Raw genomic sequence first — 15,033 nt, forward strand, 5'->3', positions numbered from 1 at the left:
TGGCCGGGAAAACCCGTTGCCGCCCGGAACGCGGGGCGATCATGCTTGCGGGCCATGAGCGCACGACTTCGGGCCGTCGCCCGCGAGACCGAGGAGATCGTGGCGGCGGGCCGCTACACGGCACCCGACGGCCGGACCGTCTCCCTCACCGAGGAGCTGGCGGCGGCCCTGGCCGGAACCACCCTCCACGGCCCCGAGCCCGTCCCCGTCACCCCCGGGACCGGCCGTACGACCCTGATCGAGGTCACCGGCGAGAGCAGCCTCGTCGCCGCCCGCCGGATGATCCGCGCCGACGCCACCGCGCCCGTCGCGGTCCTCGTCTTCGCCTCCGCCCGCAACCCCGGCGGCGGCTACCTCAACGGCGCCCAGGCCCAGGAGGAGGCCCTGTGCCGCTCCTCCGCCCTCCACGCCACCCTGCTGCGCGCCCCCGCGTACTACGCGCACCACCGCGAGGAACGTGACCCCTTCTACACCGATCGGGTCATCCACTCACCCGGCGTGCCCGTCTTCAGGACCGACCGTGGGGTCCTGCTCACCGACCCGTTCACCGTCGGCTTCCTCACCTCGCCCGCGCCCAACGCCGGCGTGGTCCGCCTCCGCACCCCCGAGCGCGCCGGCCGCCTCCCCGAGGTCCTCGCCGTCCGCGCGGAGCGGGTCCTGGAGACGGCCGCCGCGCACGGCTACCGCAGGCTGGTGCTGGGCGCCTGGGGCTGCGGCGTCTTCCAGAACGAGCCCGCCGACGTGGCCGCCGCCTTCAAACGGCTGATCACCGGCGACGGCCGCTTCGCCGCCCACTTCGACGAGATCGTCTTCGGCATCCTCGACGGCAGCCGGGACCGCACCACCCTCGCCGCCTTCCGCCGGGTCCTGGGCCAGGACCAGCCGTAGCGCTCGATCAGCCGCGGTCGTGGAGTGCAGGGGTGTCGTCATCCCGGCACGCTGGTGCCGCATCGGGCAACGTTCGCCCTGTCGTGTTGCGCGGGTTGACGGCGTGTGTGGGGGTCTCGGATAGGCTCAAGCATGCGATCTCGAACAGGCGGCATGTGGTGGGGCACCACGATCGAAGCGCCGGACCCCAGCGGTTTGGCGAAGTTCTATGCCGAACTCCTCGATTGGCACATCGGTCACGAAGAGCCGGGAACAGCCGTCGTGGCCGCCTCACCGCAAGGACCGTTCTTCGTGTTCCAGCAGGCGGAGGGCTATCGGGCTCCGGCGTGGCCACCGGCCGACGGCGACCAGCGCCCGATGATGCACTTCGACTTCCAGGTCGGTGACCTGGACTCGGCGGTCGCCGAGGCGGTGGCCCTGGGCGCCACCATCGCGGAGTTCCAACCACGGGAAAACGTCCGGGTGCTCTTCGACCCGGCCGGCCATCCTTTCTGCCTGTGCCGCGACGACGAGTAGATCAGACGACGTTCGCCCGGTCGACGATGTGTTCGCGGCAGCCCATACGCCGACCCGCTGGCACCACTCCAGGAACTGCGTTCGCTAGAGCTTGTCCCTTGCCAGGTCCAGGGCGGCGAACACGTCATCGCTCGCTCCGCCACGACAACAGCATGGCCTGTGTCCGCGCGGCCCGGACCTACACCCGGACCACGCGTCACGATAGGGCGAACAAGGCCTGATGCGGCACTAGCGCCTGAACGGCCCAGCATGCCGGGCGTGTCGCGAGAAAGATCCGCAGGCTCGTGGCCATGCGCCTAGCCCTGCTCGCTGCCGCCGCCCTACTCCTTCCCCTCGTCCCGGCGACCGAGGCGGCGGACGGACCCGCCTCCGCCTCCGACACCCCGCCCGCCCGCCGCACGGTCTCCGGCTGGCTGCCGTACTGGGACCAGGAGACGGCCTACCTCCAGGCCCTGCGCCACGCCGACCAGCTCCACACCGTGAGCCCCTTCTGGTACGAGGCCAAGGCCGACGGCACCGTCGCGGACCACCCCGGGGCGGGGGAGCGGCTGATCGTCGACGGACTGCACCGGGCCGGGATCAAGGTCGCGCCCACGGTCATGGAGTCGATGCCCAAGGGCGCCCTCGCCGCCCTAGTCACCGACCCGGCCCGCCGCGCCGCCCACGCCGACGCCCTCCTGGCCACCGCCCGCAAGGGCGACTACGACGGTCTCGACCTCGACTACGAGACCCTCGCCACCACCGGCGACGCGACGTACGCGGCCGTACGCGACGGGTACGCGGCCCTGGTCACCGACGTCTGCGCCCGGCTGCGCGCCCGCGCCCTGACCTGCGTCGTCACGGTCATGCCCAAGACCGCCACCACCGGCCGCGTCTGGGACTACGCGGCCCTCGGCAAGGCCGCCGACCGGGTCAGGATCATGGGCTACAACCTGCACTGGGCAGGCGGCACACCCGGCCCGCTGGCGAGCACGGCCTGGTACGACGAGGTCCTGCGCACCGCCACCGCCCTGATCCCGGCCGAACGCCTGGAACTGGCCCTCCCCGCCTACGGATGGGACTGGAGCACCCGCGCGGGCAAGACGGCCCACGTCACCTGGAAGGAGGCCGAGGCCCTTCGGCGCGCGCGCAAAGCCCCGTACCACCTGGACCCGGAGTCGAGCACCCCACATTTCACCTACGAGAACGGCTCCGACAGCCGCCAGGTCTGGTACCAGGACGTCCGAGGCGTCGCGGGCCACCTCCCTGTCCTGCGCCGCTACGGCGTCACCCACACCGCCCTGTGGGCCCTGGGCTTCGAGGACCCCGCCCTGTGGCCGGTGCTCGCCCAAGGGGCCCCGGCTGCCTGAAATGCGCCCTTCGTACCCCCATGCGAGTCTGAGAGGAAGATTCACGACGGGAGGCACGATCGTGGGCAAGAAACAGACGCGGGTCAACAAGGGCGCTCGCACGGGCGGCCACGAACACCGGACGGCGACCGCGGCGAAGGAGAGCCCGCACCCGGCCGCAGCCGAGGCGCCCCGCCCGGTCCTCGACACCCCGTCCCACCGCAAGGAACGCAAGTTCGGCCACAACTGAAAGCCCAGCCGCGTAAGCGGCCCACCCGGCGGGGCACATTCAGGGCAGCACACACCCGAATGGCCTCGCCGAACCTGGCCGATGCTTCAGTCCACTGACGAAGCGTCAGTCGCGTCGGTATGCTGCGTGAAGGGTGCTCCTCGGGGGGAAGGGCAACGCTTTGAGCAACAGCTCGACCAGCGGCTCGGGTCAGGAACGGGGTGGCGGCAATCCGCCGAAGTGGGCTTGGTGGGTCATCGGCATCCTCGTCCCGGTGATCGGAATCGCCGCCACCATCTGGGCCGCGTCAGCCAAGTCGGATCGCGCGGAACGGCCCATCGCCTCTGCGACCAGCGGAAGCGCGAGCACCGAACCCACGCCTACACCGACGACGGAGCAGGCCTCGCCGTCCGCGTCCTCAGAGGCGCCGGCGACCACCACGGCCGCGCCCACGGCGACCGAGACCGGCCCGGAGAAGGTCTTCCTGAACACCCTGGAAACGGTCGGGACAAGCAAGTTCTTCGCGTCGAACGTCACCTTCCGCGGGAAGGGTTTCGCCGACTCGCTCGCATCCGAGCAGCAGGGGTGCGACGGGGCGGCCGAGTACAACCTCGGCACGCATTGGAGCAAGCTCACGTTCACCGCGGGCATGGACGACAACTCGTACGAGACGACAGGCTCCCTCACGGTGTCCGCCGACGACGTGGTCCTGTGGACCGGGACCGTCGCTGTGGGTCAGCCCCGCCCGATGACCTTCTCCGTCAAGGACAAGGTGAGGCTGACCATCTCCTACCAACGGCACGACTGCTCCACCGAGGATTCCTGGATCTCCCTCGGAAACGCCACGCTGGTCCGCTAAGACGTCGTTTCTTATGGCTGCGGTGCGGAGTGGACAGCTTCAGGGAAGCCCAGCTCGTCCAGCAGCGCGTCGAACAGCTCCTCCACGAAGGTCACCTGTGCACGCAGCAGTTCCTCGATCCGAGACTGCTGCGCCGCGGCTTGGACACCAGCTGCTGACGCCCACATGAGAGCGCCTTCGGCGTCGGCCGGCACCTCCGCATCCAACTCTGCGCGCTTACGTCCGATGGCCTTTTCGAACTCCGGAGTGGTCACCCACAGGCTCACGTCGTCCACGTCCTCGGGTTCCTCGACGAGGAGAGCAGCGGCGTTGTCCAGGTTGAGCCATGCCTGCCAGCGCCGCCCGCTGGTGTCCAGGCCGGTCACGAGGGCGACGCTGCTGTCGGAGACGTCGGCGACGCAGGCCGGTGCTCCGGTCCATTCGACCAAGGTGGACAGGTGCTCGTCCTCCCAGATGCCTTGTTCCCACTGCAGGGTCTGCCAGCCACCAGGCCGCGGCTGCCACTCGTGTACGTCGTCCCTCAGCCCTGGACCGGTGCTGCGGAACAGGGGTGCTTCCAGCAGTGGGCGCTCGCCACGCGCGAAGACCAGATGACCGGAAAAGCCCATGGAACCTCCTTGTCGAATTACCAGCGCACCCTACGAGCTGTCACTGACACCACCGGTGCTGGCCGATTGTCGCTCCCCGCCGACCGGCTCACCGGATCAACCGGCGGTAGCCGATGAGGACTGCGGCTATGCCGACGAAGGCAAGGAAGTGTTCGGCTTTGCGCTCGTACCGCCGGTGGAGCTTGCGGCAGCCCGCCAACCAGGACACGGTTCTCTCGACCACCCACCGATGCAGGCCCAGCCGCTGTGAGGACTCGACACCTCTGCGGGCGATGCGGTGTCGGATCCCCCGCCGGCGGAGCCATCCGCGCAGATAGTCGTAGTCGTAGCCCTCGTCCGCCGTGCAGGTGAATCTTCGATCCCAACTTGCCGCGGTCGGTCGGATTCGGTCCGGTCAGCGGCCCCCTTTTGCGGCCCGCAGGCTGACGGAGTCGATCGCGCACCGCGACCAGTCCAGCTCGCCTTGCGCTCCGAGTTCGTCGAGGACCACGCGATAGAGCCTGGCCCAGACCCGGTCCCGGCTCCACTGGGCGAACCGGCGGTAGACCGTGGGCCAGGCGGGGCCGAACATCGGCGGCAACTGCCGCCACGTGCAGCCCGACGTCGCCACGAAGATTGTCGCGGCCAGGGCCTCGCGGTCACCCGCCCGACGTCAACCACCGCCCTGCGGACACGTGACCACCGTCGGCGGCACCACTCGCCGAAACAGCACCCACAACTCGTCCGGCACCAACCGCTTAACGAGACCCGTCATGCACGGATCAACGGCCGATCACGCTATAAGAAACGACGTGTAAGGGCTGTCCCGTAAATGATCTATGAGGCGCCTTGGGTGAGTTGTGCATGCGTGCGATGCCGAGCATGCTGCGCGTCAGCGGTGGATTCCCCGTCCTGCTTCGGTGAGGGTCAGCGTGAGGCACCCCAGCCACTCACCGGATTGCGGATACTCCCAGTTCTCGACGTCCGCCAGAACCGCGGGAAGGTCCTGCTTCGGGATGGGGAGACCGGGCTGCAGCCCGAGAGAGCCATCCGGCGCTGTCCAGGGCACGAGTCGACGCACTTCGATCCATCCTCTGCCGACGAGGGGAAGGAGGATCGGGACGAGAGCCGAGGCGGGCCCTGAGACCAGCGGCTCGTCGAGGTCGCCCCAGACGCCGGCGAGGATGTCGATCTCGGTGGCGTTGATCATGAAGGCGCGTTCGGCGGAGGATAGCTGGTCTGTCGCGGGATAGATCACGTGCAGAGTGTCGCAGCTCAGGAGAATGGCCGACGAGAGCCCCGGGTGGCTCTCTGAGGAAGTGGTCACCAGCTTCTCGAAGGCTCGCGGGCTCAGCCCGGTGAACGGGGCTGTCCAAGACGACTCCGACGCCGTGATCACACCAGCCACCACAAGATCGTTCCACGGCGCCCGGCACTGGCAACGCCCCCATGCGGTCTCTACAGTCACCGCATGGCCACCCAAGACGAGCCCCCATGGCACCCCGACATCACCGCGATGCTCACCGACCAGACGAGCGCGTGCAAGCCGGCACGCGAGGCCATAGCCGTCGGCGCCGAGGTAACGGTCTGGGACAGCGAGGTGCCCCAGTGGATGGTCGCCGGCATCGCCGCGACGAGGTTGAGACGGTCGTCGAAGCGCGGCCTGCAAGAGACCATCGGCCTCGACGAGACCGTGGAGATCCTCGCACGCCACCGCGGCGAGCAACTGCGTACCGGGACCATCCTCGCAGCGGACCGGCTCTGGTTCTTCAACCTGTACTTCGACGCCACCGGGACCGAGCTCTTGGCGTGCAGCGGTGTCAAACGCCCTCGGAGGCCCAGCACGAAGGACTCGTCCGAGTCCTGAGCCGATCCGAAATCTCAAGTGCGGTCGGGTGTTACGGGACAAGCCTTACTTGGGGGGCCCGTTCACTGCTCGCAGAAGTCGCGAGACATCGGCCCAGTTGGCCAGCGTTCCGACACCGAGCCATGACCGAGGCGGGGTCGTCGGATCCTGGGCGTAGGCCCGGACCCAGTCGGACATCTGCCCCCAGGAGGTGCGCAGCGCTTGCATGAAGCTGGTGATGGCGTTGATTGCATTGTTGCGCCCATCGAAAACCAGATCGAAATGATCGCGGTACTCCGGGAATCGGGAGCTCTCGGCGAATGCGCTGACGAACCTGAGGATGGAACGCGCGATATAGGGCTGTGAAGCACCCGTTGCTTCAGCGGGACTCGGCACTCTGCCCAGAATTTCCATGGCGCTGGCCATTTCGTTCAGGCCGAGAACCGTCAATTCTGTACCGGACGCATTGCGCAGGGAGCCGTACTGGCCGCCGAATCCCAGAACGACAGGCACCTGCGCCGCCTCGCGCGTGATTTCCGACTCCGAGTTCTCCCCGGCGTCGCTCAGGATGTAGGCCCGTCCGTTCTGGGCCCTGAAGCCCGCCAAGTACAGGTTCTGCGAGTTGAAGTAGAGCGTAGTCCAATAGAGGTTGTATGAATCGCGCAGCTCCAGGGCGATGAGCCCGCCGGGGTGTGCGGTCCCCGTCGTCATGTAGACATCGTTGTGGAGAATGTATCCCGCCGCCTGGCGCAGCTGGGCAATGACGCTCCTGAACTTTTCCGTGTTGTTCCTGTTGAACGTGGTGTCAATCACCATGGTGATCCGTGTGGTCTGGTTGTTACCCGTACTCGCAGACGCGTGTGGGGTATGGAATCCCACCAGCATCAAAAGAGTGGCCAGCGCCAGAACCGCGAGGCGACGCGCGTGAGATAGCGCTCGGTTGACGGACTGCATCACTTTCCTCTTCCACTCGACGCCCTGCGCCAGGGCGTTTCGCTTCCCGACACGTACATAGACAGGGAGCGCGTGGGGTGTGTGACAGTCCGAGCTCATCGGTTGGGCGCCTTCCCCTTGCCGGCGTCGCACCTCGCGGTGGGAGGTGCGTGTACACGTCAGGTGTGGAGCGTGGATGATGGTCCCCCGTTCACGTTCGTCCCAGGGGGATACATGCGCACCACCCGTCTCGTCACGGCCCTTGCCGTCGGACTGCTCGCCCTCGGGCTCAGTGCCTGTAGTTCGTCCCCGGCGCCGGACGCGGGGCCCGAGACGCCCACCCCGGGGGTCAGTGAGCCTCCGCAGGCGGCCAAGGGGTACATGCCTGACGTCGTGGGCGGCAGCGTCGCCGGGGCGATGGCGCAGTTCTCGGGGTCGATGCTCGTCGAGGACGTCTCCGGCAAGGGGCGGAGCGTGCCCATGAACGCCGAGGACTGGAAGGTCTGCACCCAGGAGCCCGCGGCCGGTGCCGCGCTCGACGGGGGCCAGATCCACCTCGGGGCTGTGAAGAAGGGCGAGGACTGCTGACGGCGGTCGTCGGTATGCGCGCGGGGCCCGGCACCGGGGAGGTGCCGGGCCCCGCCGGTGTTGCTACTCCCCGTCGCCGACCGTGATCTCCTCCGAGCGCGGTGCAGGGACCGCCGTCGCCTCCGGGCCCATCGTGGCGAGCAGCCGGCGGGCGACGCCCAGGCCCGTCCCGCCCATCGTCAGCGCCTTGGCGAACATGTCCGCCATGCCGTCCGCGCCGTTCAGCAGCACCATCTGATCCACGTTGCCGAACGCCGACGCGCCCGCCTCCACGATCTCCGGCCACTTCTCGGCCAGTTGCTGCGCGACCACCGCCTCCTGGTTCTCCGCGAGCGCCGCCGCCCGCGCCTTGATCGACTCGGCCTCCGCGAGACCCTTCGCCCGCGTCGCCTCGGCCACCGCCAGACCCCTCGCGTGCGCCGCCGCGGCCTCCGCCTCACCCGTCACCCGGGTGGCCGTCGCCGCCGCCGCGCTCGCCAGCTCGGTCTCCTTCGCCTCGGCCTCGGCCGCCGAGATCCGCGCGTCACGCTCGGCCGCCGCCAGCGTCCGCTTCTCGTACGCCAGGGCGTCGGCCGGCTTGCGCACGTCCGCCTGGAGCTGCTGCTCCTTGCGGTCCGCCTCCAGCTGCGCGACCCGGGTCTCCTGCACCACGACCTCCTGGCGCGAAGCCGCGTCCGCCAGCGGACCGGCCTGCCGGGCCTTCGCGGACGCCTGGTCCCGTTCGGCCTGGTAGCCCGCCTGGAGGATCTCGCTGTCCCTGGTCGCCTCCGACATGCGCGCCGCGGCCTGCTGCTCCGCCTCGGTCGCCCGCCGGTTGGCCTCCGCCTGCGCGATGCGCGCATCCCGCTGGACCGCCGCCGCGTGCGGCGCCGCCAGGTTCTTGATGTACCCGGTCGGGTCCTCGATCTCGTGGATCTGGAGCGAGTCCACGATCAGGCCCAGCTTCTCCATCTCCGTGCCACAGGCCGAACGCGCCTGCCCGGTCAGCTTCTCCCGGTCCCGGATCATGTCCTCCACCGTCAACCCGCCGACGATGGCGCGCAGATGACCGGCGAAGACGATGTGCACCCGCTCCGACATCAGCTTCTGCTGGTCGAGGAAGCGCCGGGCCGCGTTGGCGATCGACACGAAGTCGTCGCCCACCTTGAAGATCACCACGCCCCGCACCTTCAGCGGAATGCCCTGGTGCGTGACGCACTCCACCGACAGCTGCGTCTCGTTGAGGTCGAGCGACAGCTTCCGCACCGCCTGGACGCCCGGCACCACGAGCGTGCCGCGTCCGGTGACGATCCGGAAGCCCATGCCGTCGCCCAGGCCCTCCATCCTGTGGTTGGAACCGGAGATGATCAACGCCTCGTTGGGCTCGGCGACGCGCCACATCAGTTTGAACAGAGCGATCAGAACGGCCAGCGCGCCGACGACGACGCCCGCCACGATCCCGAGGCTCATGGGCTTGGTCCCCCTTCACCGGAGCCGTGCGGTTCCGGTGAAGGGAGTGTGCGCCCGGTGCCCCCGCCGATCAATGGATCGGTCAACTGTCGTACGCGGCTGTGACATAGACGGTGCGCGGCGGTAGATGTTCCACGACCATCACCACCGTGCCGGTCTCGATCCGCTCCTTGGGCGAGGCCGGATGGGCGAGGAAGTGCTCGGCCCCGCCCCGGATCCGGACGATCACCTCACCGACGAGGCCCGGTCCGACAGTGCCGGTCACCCGGCCGAGCAGTCCCACCATCGACGTGTCGTCCATGACCGAAAGGTACGTCAGATCCAGCCGTCCAGGGCGTTCATGAACCCGTCGAAGTCGTCCCGCTGGATCGTATGACCCGCACCCGCCACCGTACGGACGTGGAAGCCCCGCTCCTGGAGCGCCTTCGCCCGCTCCGGCGTGACCAGCATGCTGGGGTCCGCCAGCATGAGCAGCGAGGGCACCACCGGGTGCCCCGGTGCGAGCTCCTTGCCCGCGAACGGGGACAGGCCGTGCGCCGAGCGCTCGTCCCAGAGGCGTACCGTCTCCAGCTCGATGTCCAGGTCCTCCTCGGCCCAGTGCGGGTTGAACTCCCGTACGTGCTCCCGGGTCAGCGACTTGGCGTGGGTGAACAGCTCGGCCCGGAAGCCGTTGCGGCCCGCCGGCAGATGCCAGGCCGGGTCCACGTACACGGCTCGGCGCGGGGCGAGCCGCTCCACGGCGCTCGCCAGGGTGAGGCCGCCGAGCGAGTGGCCGATCGCCAACTCGGCCCCGGCGGGCAGGGTTTCGACGAGATCGTCGGCGTAGTCCCGCGGCCCGTACCCCGAGGGCCCGTCCGCCCGCCCGCTGGCACCGTGGCCGCGCAGGTCGACGGCCACCACCCGGTAGCCGCGCTCGGCGAGCGCGGGTCCGACCCGCCGCCAGGTGCGGTGGTCGGACATGATCCCGTGGACCAGGAGCGCGACGCGGTCGCCGGTCCCCCAGGTGGTGGTGTGCAACTGCACGGCGGTGCCTCTCTGCGGGGTGCGCGGGCGGTCCCTAGCGCACGGTACGGATCGGGCGCACGGCGAGCGCGCCGAGCACCGACAGTACGGCCGCGACCAGGAAGAGCGCGGTGTATCCGCCACTCAGGGAGACGATCAGCGAGGCGACGAACGGCGCCACGATCTGCGGACCGGCGTTGGCGACGTTCAGGACGCCCATGTCACGGGCGGCGTCCTCGGCCTTCGGGAGCACCATCGTCACCAGGGCGGTGTCCACGGCCATGTAGCAGCCGAAGCCGAGGCCGTTGACGGCGGAGAAGGCGAGCATCGCGGTCCAGCTCGACGAGACCGCCGGGATGACCAGGGCGACGGCCGCGAGGGCGGCGGACGCGCCGACGAACAGCTTGCGCCGGTCGTAGCGGTCGGAGAGCCAGCCGCCGAGGACCGTGGAGACCACCATGGCGACCGCGTTGAGCGGCATCAGGATCGCCACGGCCTCCTCGGCGCTGAGCCCGGCCGGCAGGTCGGTGTGGTCCTTGAGGATGTAGAGCTGGAAACCGGCGACGGCGAAGTAGCCGAGGACGAGCAGCGCGCGGCCGATGAACGCCCAGCGGAAGTCGTGGTCCTTCAGGGCGCTGCCGAACGCCGCCACCTGCTGCCCGACCGGCATCGGCGCCTTGGCCGGCATGCGCTCCTCGCGCGCGCAGGAGGTGAACAGGACGGCGGTCGCGGCGACGATCGCGCCGAAGACCAGGTAGCCGGTGCGGTAGTCGTCCGAGAAGGCGGCGCCGACCAGCGCGCCGATGGTGGAGCCGATCGGCAGGCCGAGACCGACGGCGGCCGAGGCCTTGCCGCGCGAGGCGACAGGCACGCGGTCGGGCACCACGGAGGTGATGGCGGCCTGGTAGATGTTCATCACGGCCTGGCCGAGGCACCAGGCGATCATCACCAGCAGGATGGTGTGCACGCTGCCGAGCAGCAGCATCACCGGCACGGCGAGCAGACCGCCCGCCAGGATCCACGGGTTGCGGCGCCCCGAACGGTCGGAGAGCGCGCCGGCCACCGGGTTGAAGACGGTCGCGAAGATGGCGGAGACGCCCGAGACCAGTCCGAAGTTCGCCACCTTCGACGCCGGGTCGATGGACTCGATCTGGAGCGCGAGGAGCATGCCGGGGACGCCGATGTAGAGCGCGTACATCGCGGTGTTGCCGGCCAGGAGCAGGGTGAGCAGTCCGCGCGTGGGCCGGGGACCGGCGGCGGAGACCGCGCCGGCGGTGCCGGTGCCGCTGCCGGTGTCCGGAGAGGTTCCGGGGGAGGAAAGGGCCACGATGCCCTCCTGAGGTGAAGACGCCCGTGCGGGGCGGGAACGGAAAGTGAGGATGGGGGTTACACGTGTCAGTGACGCGTGTAAGCCCTGTCTAGCACCCAAATCCGGCCATCCGCCAGACCTGAGTCCGGATCGTTCTGCAAAGATGCCGAAGCGATGAGTCAGTCACCCAAGCAGTCCGCCGGACGCACCGTCCCCACCAGCGCCGATGTGGCGCGGCTGGCGGGCGTCTCCCGGGCCACCGTCAGTTACGTCCTGAACAACACCGCGGCCGTGCGGATCAGCGAGCCCACCCGCCAGCGGGTCCGCGAGGCGGCCGAGGAGCTCGGCTACGTGCCGCACGCCGCCGCCCGCAGTCTGCGGGCCGGGCACAGCCGGATGGTCCTGCTGCCCACCGCCCATGTGCCGATCGGCCCGCTCTACAGCCGCTTCTTCAACGAGCTCCAGTGGGCGCTGCGCCGCCTCGACTACACCGTGGTGCAGTACGGCAGCGTCGGCCTCGACCCGGACGAGGCGGCCCGCGCCTGGGCCGAGCTGCGCCCGGTCGCCGTGGTCTCGCTCGGCCAGGTCGAGCTGACCGCGCAGGGCGTCGAGCTGCTCAAGCGCTCCGGCGCCAAGGGCGTCATCACCGTCGGCCCGCAGCGGGTCGAGGGCACCCACGCCCTGGTGATGGACCAGGCCCAGGTCGGGCACGCGGCCGGCGCCCACCTCGTCGAGCGCGGCTGCCGGACCATCGGGGTCGTGATGCCCGAGGAGCCCGGCCTGGAGATGTTCTCGGTGCCGCGCCTCGACGGCGTACGGCGTGCGGCGGAGGCGGCGGGCGCCGAGGTCGTACCGCTGCCGCTGCGGTACGAGGAGGAGCCGGCCGACGCCCTGGCCGCCCGCTGGCGCGAGCTCGGCCTCGACGGGGTGTTCGCGTACAACGACGAGTACGCGATGCTGCTCATGCGCGCCCTCCAGGACGCCGGGATCGCGATCCCGGAGGAGACGGCCGTGGTCGGCTCGGACGACCTGCTGCTCGGCCGGCTGCTGCGGCCCCGGCTGAGCACCGTCCACATCGACATGGCCCTGGGGCGGGAGCTCGCCGAGCTCGTCGACCGGGTGGTCCGCGACCCGGAGTCGGCGCCGGAACGTCAGGAGCTGCTGGACTCCAGGGTGGTGCGGCGGGAGTCGAGCTGACGGGCCGGAAGGGGGAGCGGGCCGCGTCCTCTCCCGGGCGCGGGCCGTGCCCCTCCTGGCTGCCGGCCGCGTCTCCGCCCGGGCGCGGGCCGTGCCCCCTCCCGGGCTTGGCCGCGCCCCCGGCGGCGGCGGGAGGCCGGTCGGCTTAGCGTCGGTCCATGAGCACTCACCCGAAGCGTTTCGAGATCCTGCTGGTGCCCGCGCACGTGGAGGACCGCGGGGGCGCCTCCGTGGAGAACAGCGCCGTCCGCTCGGCGGTCGTCGAGGCGACCGGCCGCACCGGGGAGACCGGCTACCCGATCTACGAGGGCCACGGCCTGGTCGCCGACATCGATCCCGACACGCGCACGGTGGAGGGGCTGCTGGTCGACGGCAGGGAGCTCGACTACGGCCTGACGGCGCTGATCAGGGGGCCGGGCACGGCCTGAGGGGGCGTTGACAGGAGCCACGGACGGGCGGAGACTCGGGCCCGCGGGGACGAAGAAAACTTCACCTGGCGAACGCCGAGCGGGCACCGCGCGCCCGCGCGGCGCCCGCCAGGCCGCTCCCCGCACCCTTGCCCGTACTCGAAGGTCACGTGGGAGAGAAACCGATGAGCATCCGCGACGTCTACATCGTCGACGCCGTCCGCACCCCGATCGGCAAGTTCGGCGGTGCCCTCTCCTCCGTCCGCCCGGACGACCTCGCCGCCCATGTCGTCAAGGCGCTCGTGGACCGCAGCCCGGACCTGGACCCGGCCCGTATCGACGACGTCTACTTCGGCGACGCCAACGGCGCCGGCGAGGACAACCGCGACGTGGCCCGCATGGCCGTCCTGCTCGCCGGACTGCCCACCTCGGTCCCCGGCGTGACCGTCAACCGGCTCTGCGGCTCCGGCCTGGAGGCCGTGATCCAGGCCGCCCGCGCCGTCGCCCTCGGCGACGCGTCGATCGCCATCGCGGGCGGCGTCGAGTCGATGTCGCGCGCCCCCTGGGTGCTGCAGAAGCCGGAGCGCGCCTTCCCGGCCGGCCACCAGCAGCTGCACTCGACGACCCTCGGCTGGCGCATGACCAACCCGAGGATGCCCGCCGAGTGGACCGTCGCCCTCGGCGAGGGCGCCGAACTCGTCGCCGACAAGCACGGCCTCACCCGCGAGGCCCAGGACGCCTTCGCGCTCGCCAGCCACCAGAAGGCCGCCGAGGCCTGGGGCAAGGGGCTGTACGACGGCGAGGTCGTCCCGTACCCGGGCGTGGAGCTCGTACGGGACGAGTGCATCCGCGACAACACGTCGACGGAGGCCCTGGCCAGGCTCAAGCCCTCGTTCCGCCCCGACGGCGGCACCGTCACCGCGGGCAACGCCTCCCCGCTCAACGACGGTGCCGCCGCGCTGCTCGTCGTCGACGAGGAGGGCCTGCGGGCGACCGGCCGCGAACCGCTCGCCCGGATCCGCGCCTCCGCCGTCACCGGCATCGAGCCGCAGCTCTTCGGGCTCGGCCCCGTGGAGGCCGTGCGCAAGGCCCTGGCGAAGGCGGGGCGCGGCTTCGGCGACCTCACCACCTTCGAGCTGAACGAGGCCTTCGCCGCCCAGTCCCTCGGCTGCCTCGCCGAATGGCCGGAACTGGACCCCGCCGTGGTCAACCCGCGCGGCGGCGCCATCGCCATCGGCCACCCGCTGGGCGCCTCCGGCGCGCGCCTGGCCGGCGCCGTCGCCCACCAGCTCGCCGCGGCCGGCTCCGGCACCGGGCTGGCCGCGCTCTGCATCGGCGTCGGCCAGGGCCTCGCGCTCGTCCTGGAGCGCTGACCCCGGCGGCGCGGTCAGCGATCGGCGCGGCGGTACGCGCAAGAGGTGGCCCGGCGACGCCGGACCACCCCTTCACCGCGCTCGGGTCACTGCCCCTGCTGGGCCTGCGCCTCGGCGATGGACTTGCGCACCTCGTCCATGTCCAGACCGCGCGCCTGGCCGATGACGTCCTCCAGGGCGGCCTCCGGCAGCGCGCCGGGCTGCGCGAACACCGCGACCTTGTCGCGGACGATCATCAGGGTCGGGATCGAACGGATCTCGAACGCCGCCGCGAGCTCCTGCTGCGCCTCGGTGTCCACCTTCGCGAACACCAGGTCCTCGTGACGCTCGGACGCCGCCTCGAAGACCGGCCCGAACTGACGGCACGGGCCGCACCAGGAAGCCCAGAAGTCGATGAGAACGAACTCGTTCTCGCTCACGATCTGGTCGAAGTTGTCCTTGGTGAGCTCGACAGTGCTCATGCTTCCTACCTCTCCGGGGCCGGCGTCCTTGGCGCGCCTTCCTCACGGTCCCCTTGGGACC

At 70.5% G+C, this 15,033-nt stretch carries 19 protein-coding genes and 2 pseudogenes; 10 read left to right on the forward strand and 11 right to left on the reverse strand.

Annotation, left to right across the window (positions count from 1 at the left end; translation table 11 throughout):
- Nucleotides 1–54: 54 nt before the first annotated feature.
- The 5 genes from ABTZ54_RS00550 (at nt 55) to ABTZ54_RS00570 (ending at nt 3,820) form a co-directional block, all read left to right on the forward strand.
- Nucleotides 55–888 (forward strand): TIGR02452 family protein, encoded by an 834-nt coding sequence (locus ABTZ54_RS00550; RefSeq protein WP_351654901.1) that lies wholly within the window; start codon nt 55–57, stop codon nt 886–888.
- A gap of 153 nt (nt 889–1,041) precedes the next feature.
- The gene (locus ABTZ54_RS00555; protein ID WP_351654904.1) at nt 1,042–1,404 is read left to right on the forward strand and encodes a VOC family protein; all 363 of its coding nucleotides are present in this window, start codon (nt 1,042–1,044) and stop codon (nt 1,402–1,404) included.
- 290 nt (nt 1,405–1,694) lie between these two features.
- Nucleotides 1,695–2,753 (forward strand): glycosyl hydrolase family 18 protein, encoded by a 1,059-nt coding sequence (locus ABTZ54_RS00560; protein WP_351654907.1) that lies wholly within the window; start codon nt 1,695–1,697, stop codon nt 2,751–2,753.
- A 61-nt stretch (nt 2,754–2,814) separates the two neighbouring features.
- Nucleotides 2,815–2,982, forward strand: coding sequence for a hypothetical protein (locus tag ABTZ54_RS00565; protein ID WP_351654910.1), 168 nt, complete (start codon nt 2,815–2,817; stop codon nt 2,980–2,982).
- 160 nt (nt 2,983–3,142) lie between these two features.
- Nucleotides 3,143–3,820 (forward strand): NPCBM/NEW2 domain-containing protein, encoded by a 678-nt coding sequence (locus tag ABTZ54_RS00570; RefSeq protein WP_351654913.1) that lies wholly within the window; start codon nt 3,143–3,145, stop codon nt 3,818–3,820.
- Nucleotides 3,821–3,831: 11 nt separating this feature from the next.
- On the opposite strand, the gene ABTZ54_RS00575 is transcribed toward ABTZ54_RS00570, so the two are convergent.
- From ABTZ54_RS00575 to ABTZ54_RS00595, 5 genes and pseudogenes are all read right to left on the reverse strand, one after another.
- The gene (locus tag ABTZ54_RS00575; protein ID WP_351654915.1) at nt 3,832–4,428 is read right to left on the reverse strand and encodes a hypothetical protein; all 597 of its coding nucleotides are present in this window, start codon (nt 4,426–4,428) and stop codon (nt 3,832–3,834) included.
- A gap of 88 nt (nt 4,429–4,516) precedes the next feature.
- Nucleotides 4,517–4,813, reverse strand: a complete 297-nt coding sequence (locus tag ABTZ54_RS00580; protein WP_351656369.1) for a transposase — start codon at nt 4,811–4,813, stop codon at nt 4,517–4,519.
- Between the two features lie 9 nt (nt 4,814–4,822).
- A pseudogene (locus ABTZ54_RS00585) lies at nt 4,823–5,062 on the reverse strand (transposase); the annotation flags it as partial.
- A 237-nt stretch (nt 5,063–5,299) separates the two neighbouring features.
- Nucleotides 5,300–5,665 carry a hypothetical protein gene (locus tag ABTZ54_RS00590; protein ID WP_351656467.1) on the reverse strand — a complete coding sequence of 122 codons (366 nt, stop codon included), beginning with the start codon at nt 5,663–5,665 and terminating at the stop codon, nt 5,300–5,302.
- Nucleotides 5,666–5,728: 63 nt separating this feature from the next.
- Nucleotides 5,729–5,815: pseudogene (locus ABTZ54_RS00595) on the reverse strand (IS5/IS1182 family transposase); the annotation flags it as partial.
- A gap of 63 nt (nt 5,816–5,878) precedes the next feature.
- Here ABTZ54_RS00595 and ABTZ54_RS00600 point away from each other — a divergent pair.
- Nucleotides 5,879–6,274 carry a hypothetical protein gene (locus tag ABTZ54_RS00600; protein WP_351654918.1) on the forward strand — a complete coding sequence of 132 codons (396 nt, stop codon included), beginning with the start codon at nt 5,879–5,881 and terminating at the stop codon, nt 6,272–6,274.
- Between the two features lie 45 nt (nt 6,275–6,319).
- Here the strand turns inward: ABTZ54_RS00600 and ABTZ54_RS00605 are convergent, their stop codons facing one another.
- Nucleotides 6,320–7,207, reverse strand: a complete 888-nt coding sequence (locus ABTZ54_RS00605) for a ribosome-inactivating family protein (RefSeq protein WP_351654921.1) — start codon at nt 7,205–7,207, stop codon at nt 6,320–6,322.
- Between the two features lie 213 nt (nt 7,208–7,420).
- On the opposite strand from ABTZ54_RS00605, the gene ABTZ54_RS00610 reads away from it, so the two are divergent.
- The gene (locus ABTZ54_RS00610) at nt 7,421–7,774 is read left to right on the forward strand and encodes a hypothetical protein (RefSeq protein WP_351654924.1); all 354 of its coding nucleotides are present in this window, start codon (nt 7,421–7,423) and stop codon (nt 7,772–7,774) included.
- Between the two features lie 63 nt (nt 7,775–7,837).
- Here ABTZ54_RS00610 and ABTZ54_RS00615 read toward each other — a convergent pair whose 3' ends face one another.
- The 4 genes from ABTZ54_RS00615 to ABTZ54_RS00630 all read right to left on the reverse strand — a co-directional run bounded on the left by ABTZ54_RS00615 (nt 7,838) and on the right by ABTZ54_RS00630 (nt 11,552).
- Nucleotides 7,838–9,223 (reverse strand): flotillin family protein, encoded by a 1,386-nt coding sequence (locus ABTZ54_RS00615; protein WP_351654928.1) that lies wholly within the window; start codon nt 9,221–9,223, stop codon nt 7,838–7,840.
- 82 nt (nt 9,224–9,305) lie between these two features.
- Nucleotides 9,306–9,524: an NfeD C-terminal domain-containing protein gene (locus tag ABTZ54_RS00620; RefSeq protein WP_351654930.1), complete on the reverse strand. Its 219-nt coding sequence runs from the start codon at nt 9,522–9,524 to the stop codon at nt 9,306–9,308.
- A 14-nt stretch (nt 9,525–9,538) separates the two neighbouring features.
- A complete protein-coding gene (locus ABTZ54_RS00625) occupies nt 9,539–10,246 on the reverse strand; it encodes an alpha/beta fold hydrolase (protein ID WP_351654933.1) in 708 nt (235 codons plus the stop codon).
- 34 nt (nt 10,247–10,280) lie between these two features.
- Nucleotides 10,281–11,552 (reverse strand): MFS transporter, encoded by a 1,272-nt coding sequence (locus ABTZ54_RS00630; protein WP_351654936.1) that lies wholly within the window; start codon nt 11,550–11,552, stop codon nt 10,281–10,283.
- 156 nt (nt 11,553–11,708) lie between these two features.
- Here ABTZ54_RS00630 and ABTZ54_RS00635 point away from each other — a divergent pair, with 156 nt between their 5' ends.
- The 3 genes from ABTZ54_RS00635 to ABTZ54_RS00645 all read left to right on the forward strand — a co-directional run bounded on the left by ABTZ54_RS00635 (nt 11,709) and on the right by ABTZ54_RS00645 (nt 14,511).
- Nucleotides 11,709–12,731, forward strand: coding sequence for a LacI family DNA-binding transcriptional regulator (locus ABTZ54_RS00635; protein WP_351654939.1), 1,023 nt, complete (start codon nt 11,709–11,711; stop codon nt 12,729–12,731).
- Between the two features lie 158 nt (nt 12,732–12,889).
- Nucleotides 12,890–13,159, forward strand: a complete 270-nt coding sequence (locus ABTZ54_RS00640) for a hypothetical protein (protein WP_351654941.1) — start codon at nt 12,890–12,892, stop codon at nt 13,157–13,159.
- 164 nt (nt 13,160–13,323) lie between these two features.
- Complete coding sequence (locus ABTZ54_RS00645; RefSeq protein WP_351654944.1) at nt 13,324–14,511, forward strand: thiolase family protein; 1,188 nt, start codon at nt 13,324–13,326, stop codon at nt 14,509–14,511.
- Between the two features lie 86 nt (nt 14,512–14,597).
- Here ABTZ54_RS00645 and trxA read toward each other — a convergent pair whose 3' ends face one another.
- Nucleotides 14,598–14,972 (reverse strand): thioredoxin, encoded by a 375-nt coding sequence (gene trxA / locus ABTZ54_RS00650; protein ID WP_046909586.1) that lies wholly within the window; start codon nt 14,970–14,972, stop codon nt 14,598–14,600.
- Nucleotides 14,973–15,033: the final 61 nt, after the last annotated feature.

The sequence above is a fragment of the Streptomyces sp. NPDC094032 genome (assembly GCF_040303965.1).
Taxonomy (GTDB): Bacteria; Actinomycetota; Actinomycetes; order Streptomycetales; family Streptomycetaceae; genus Streptomyces.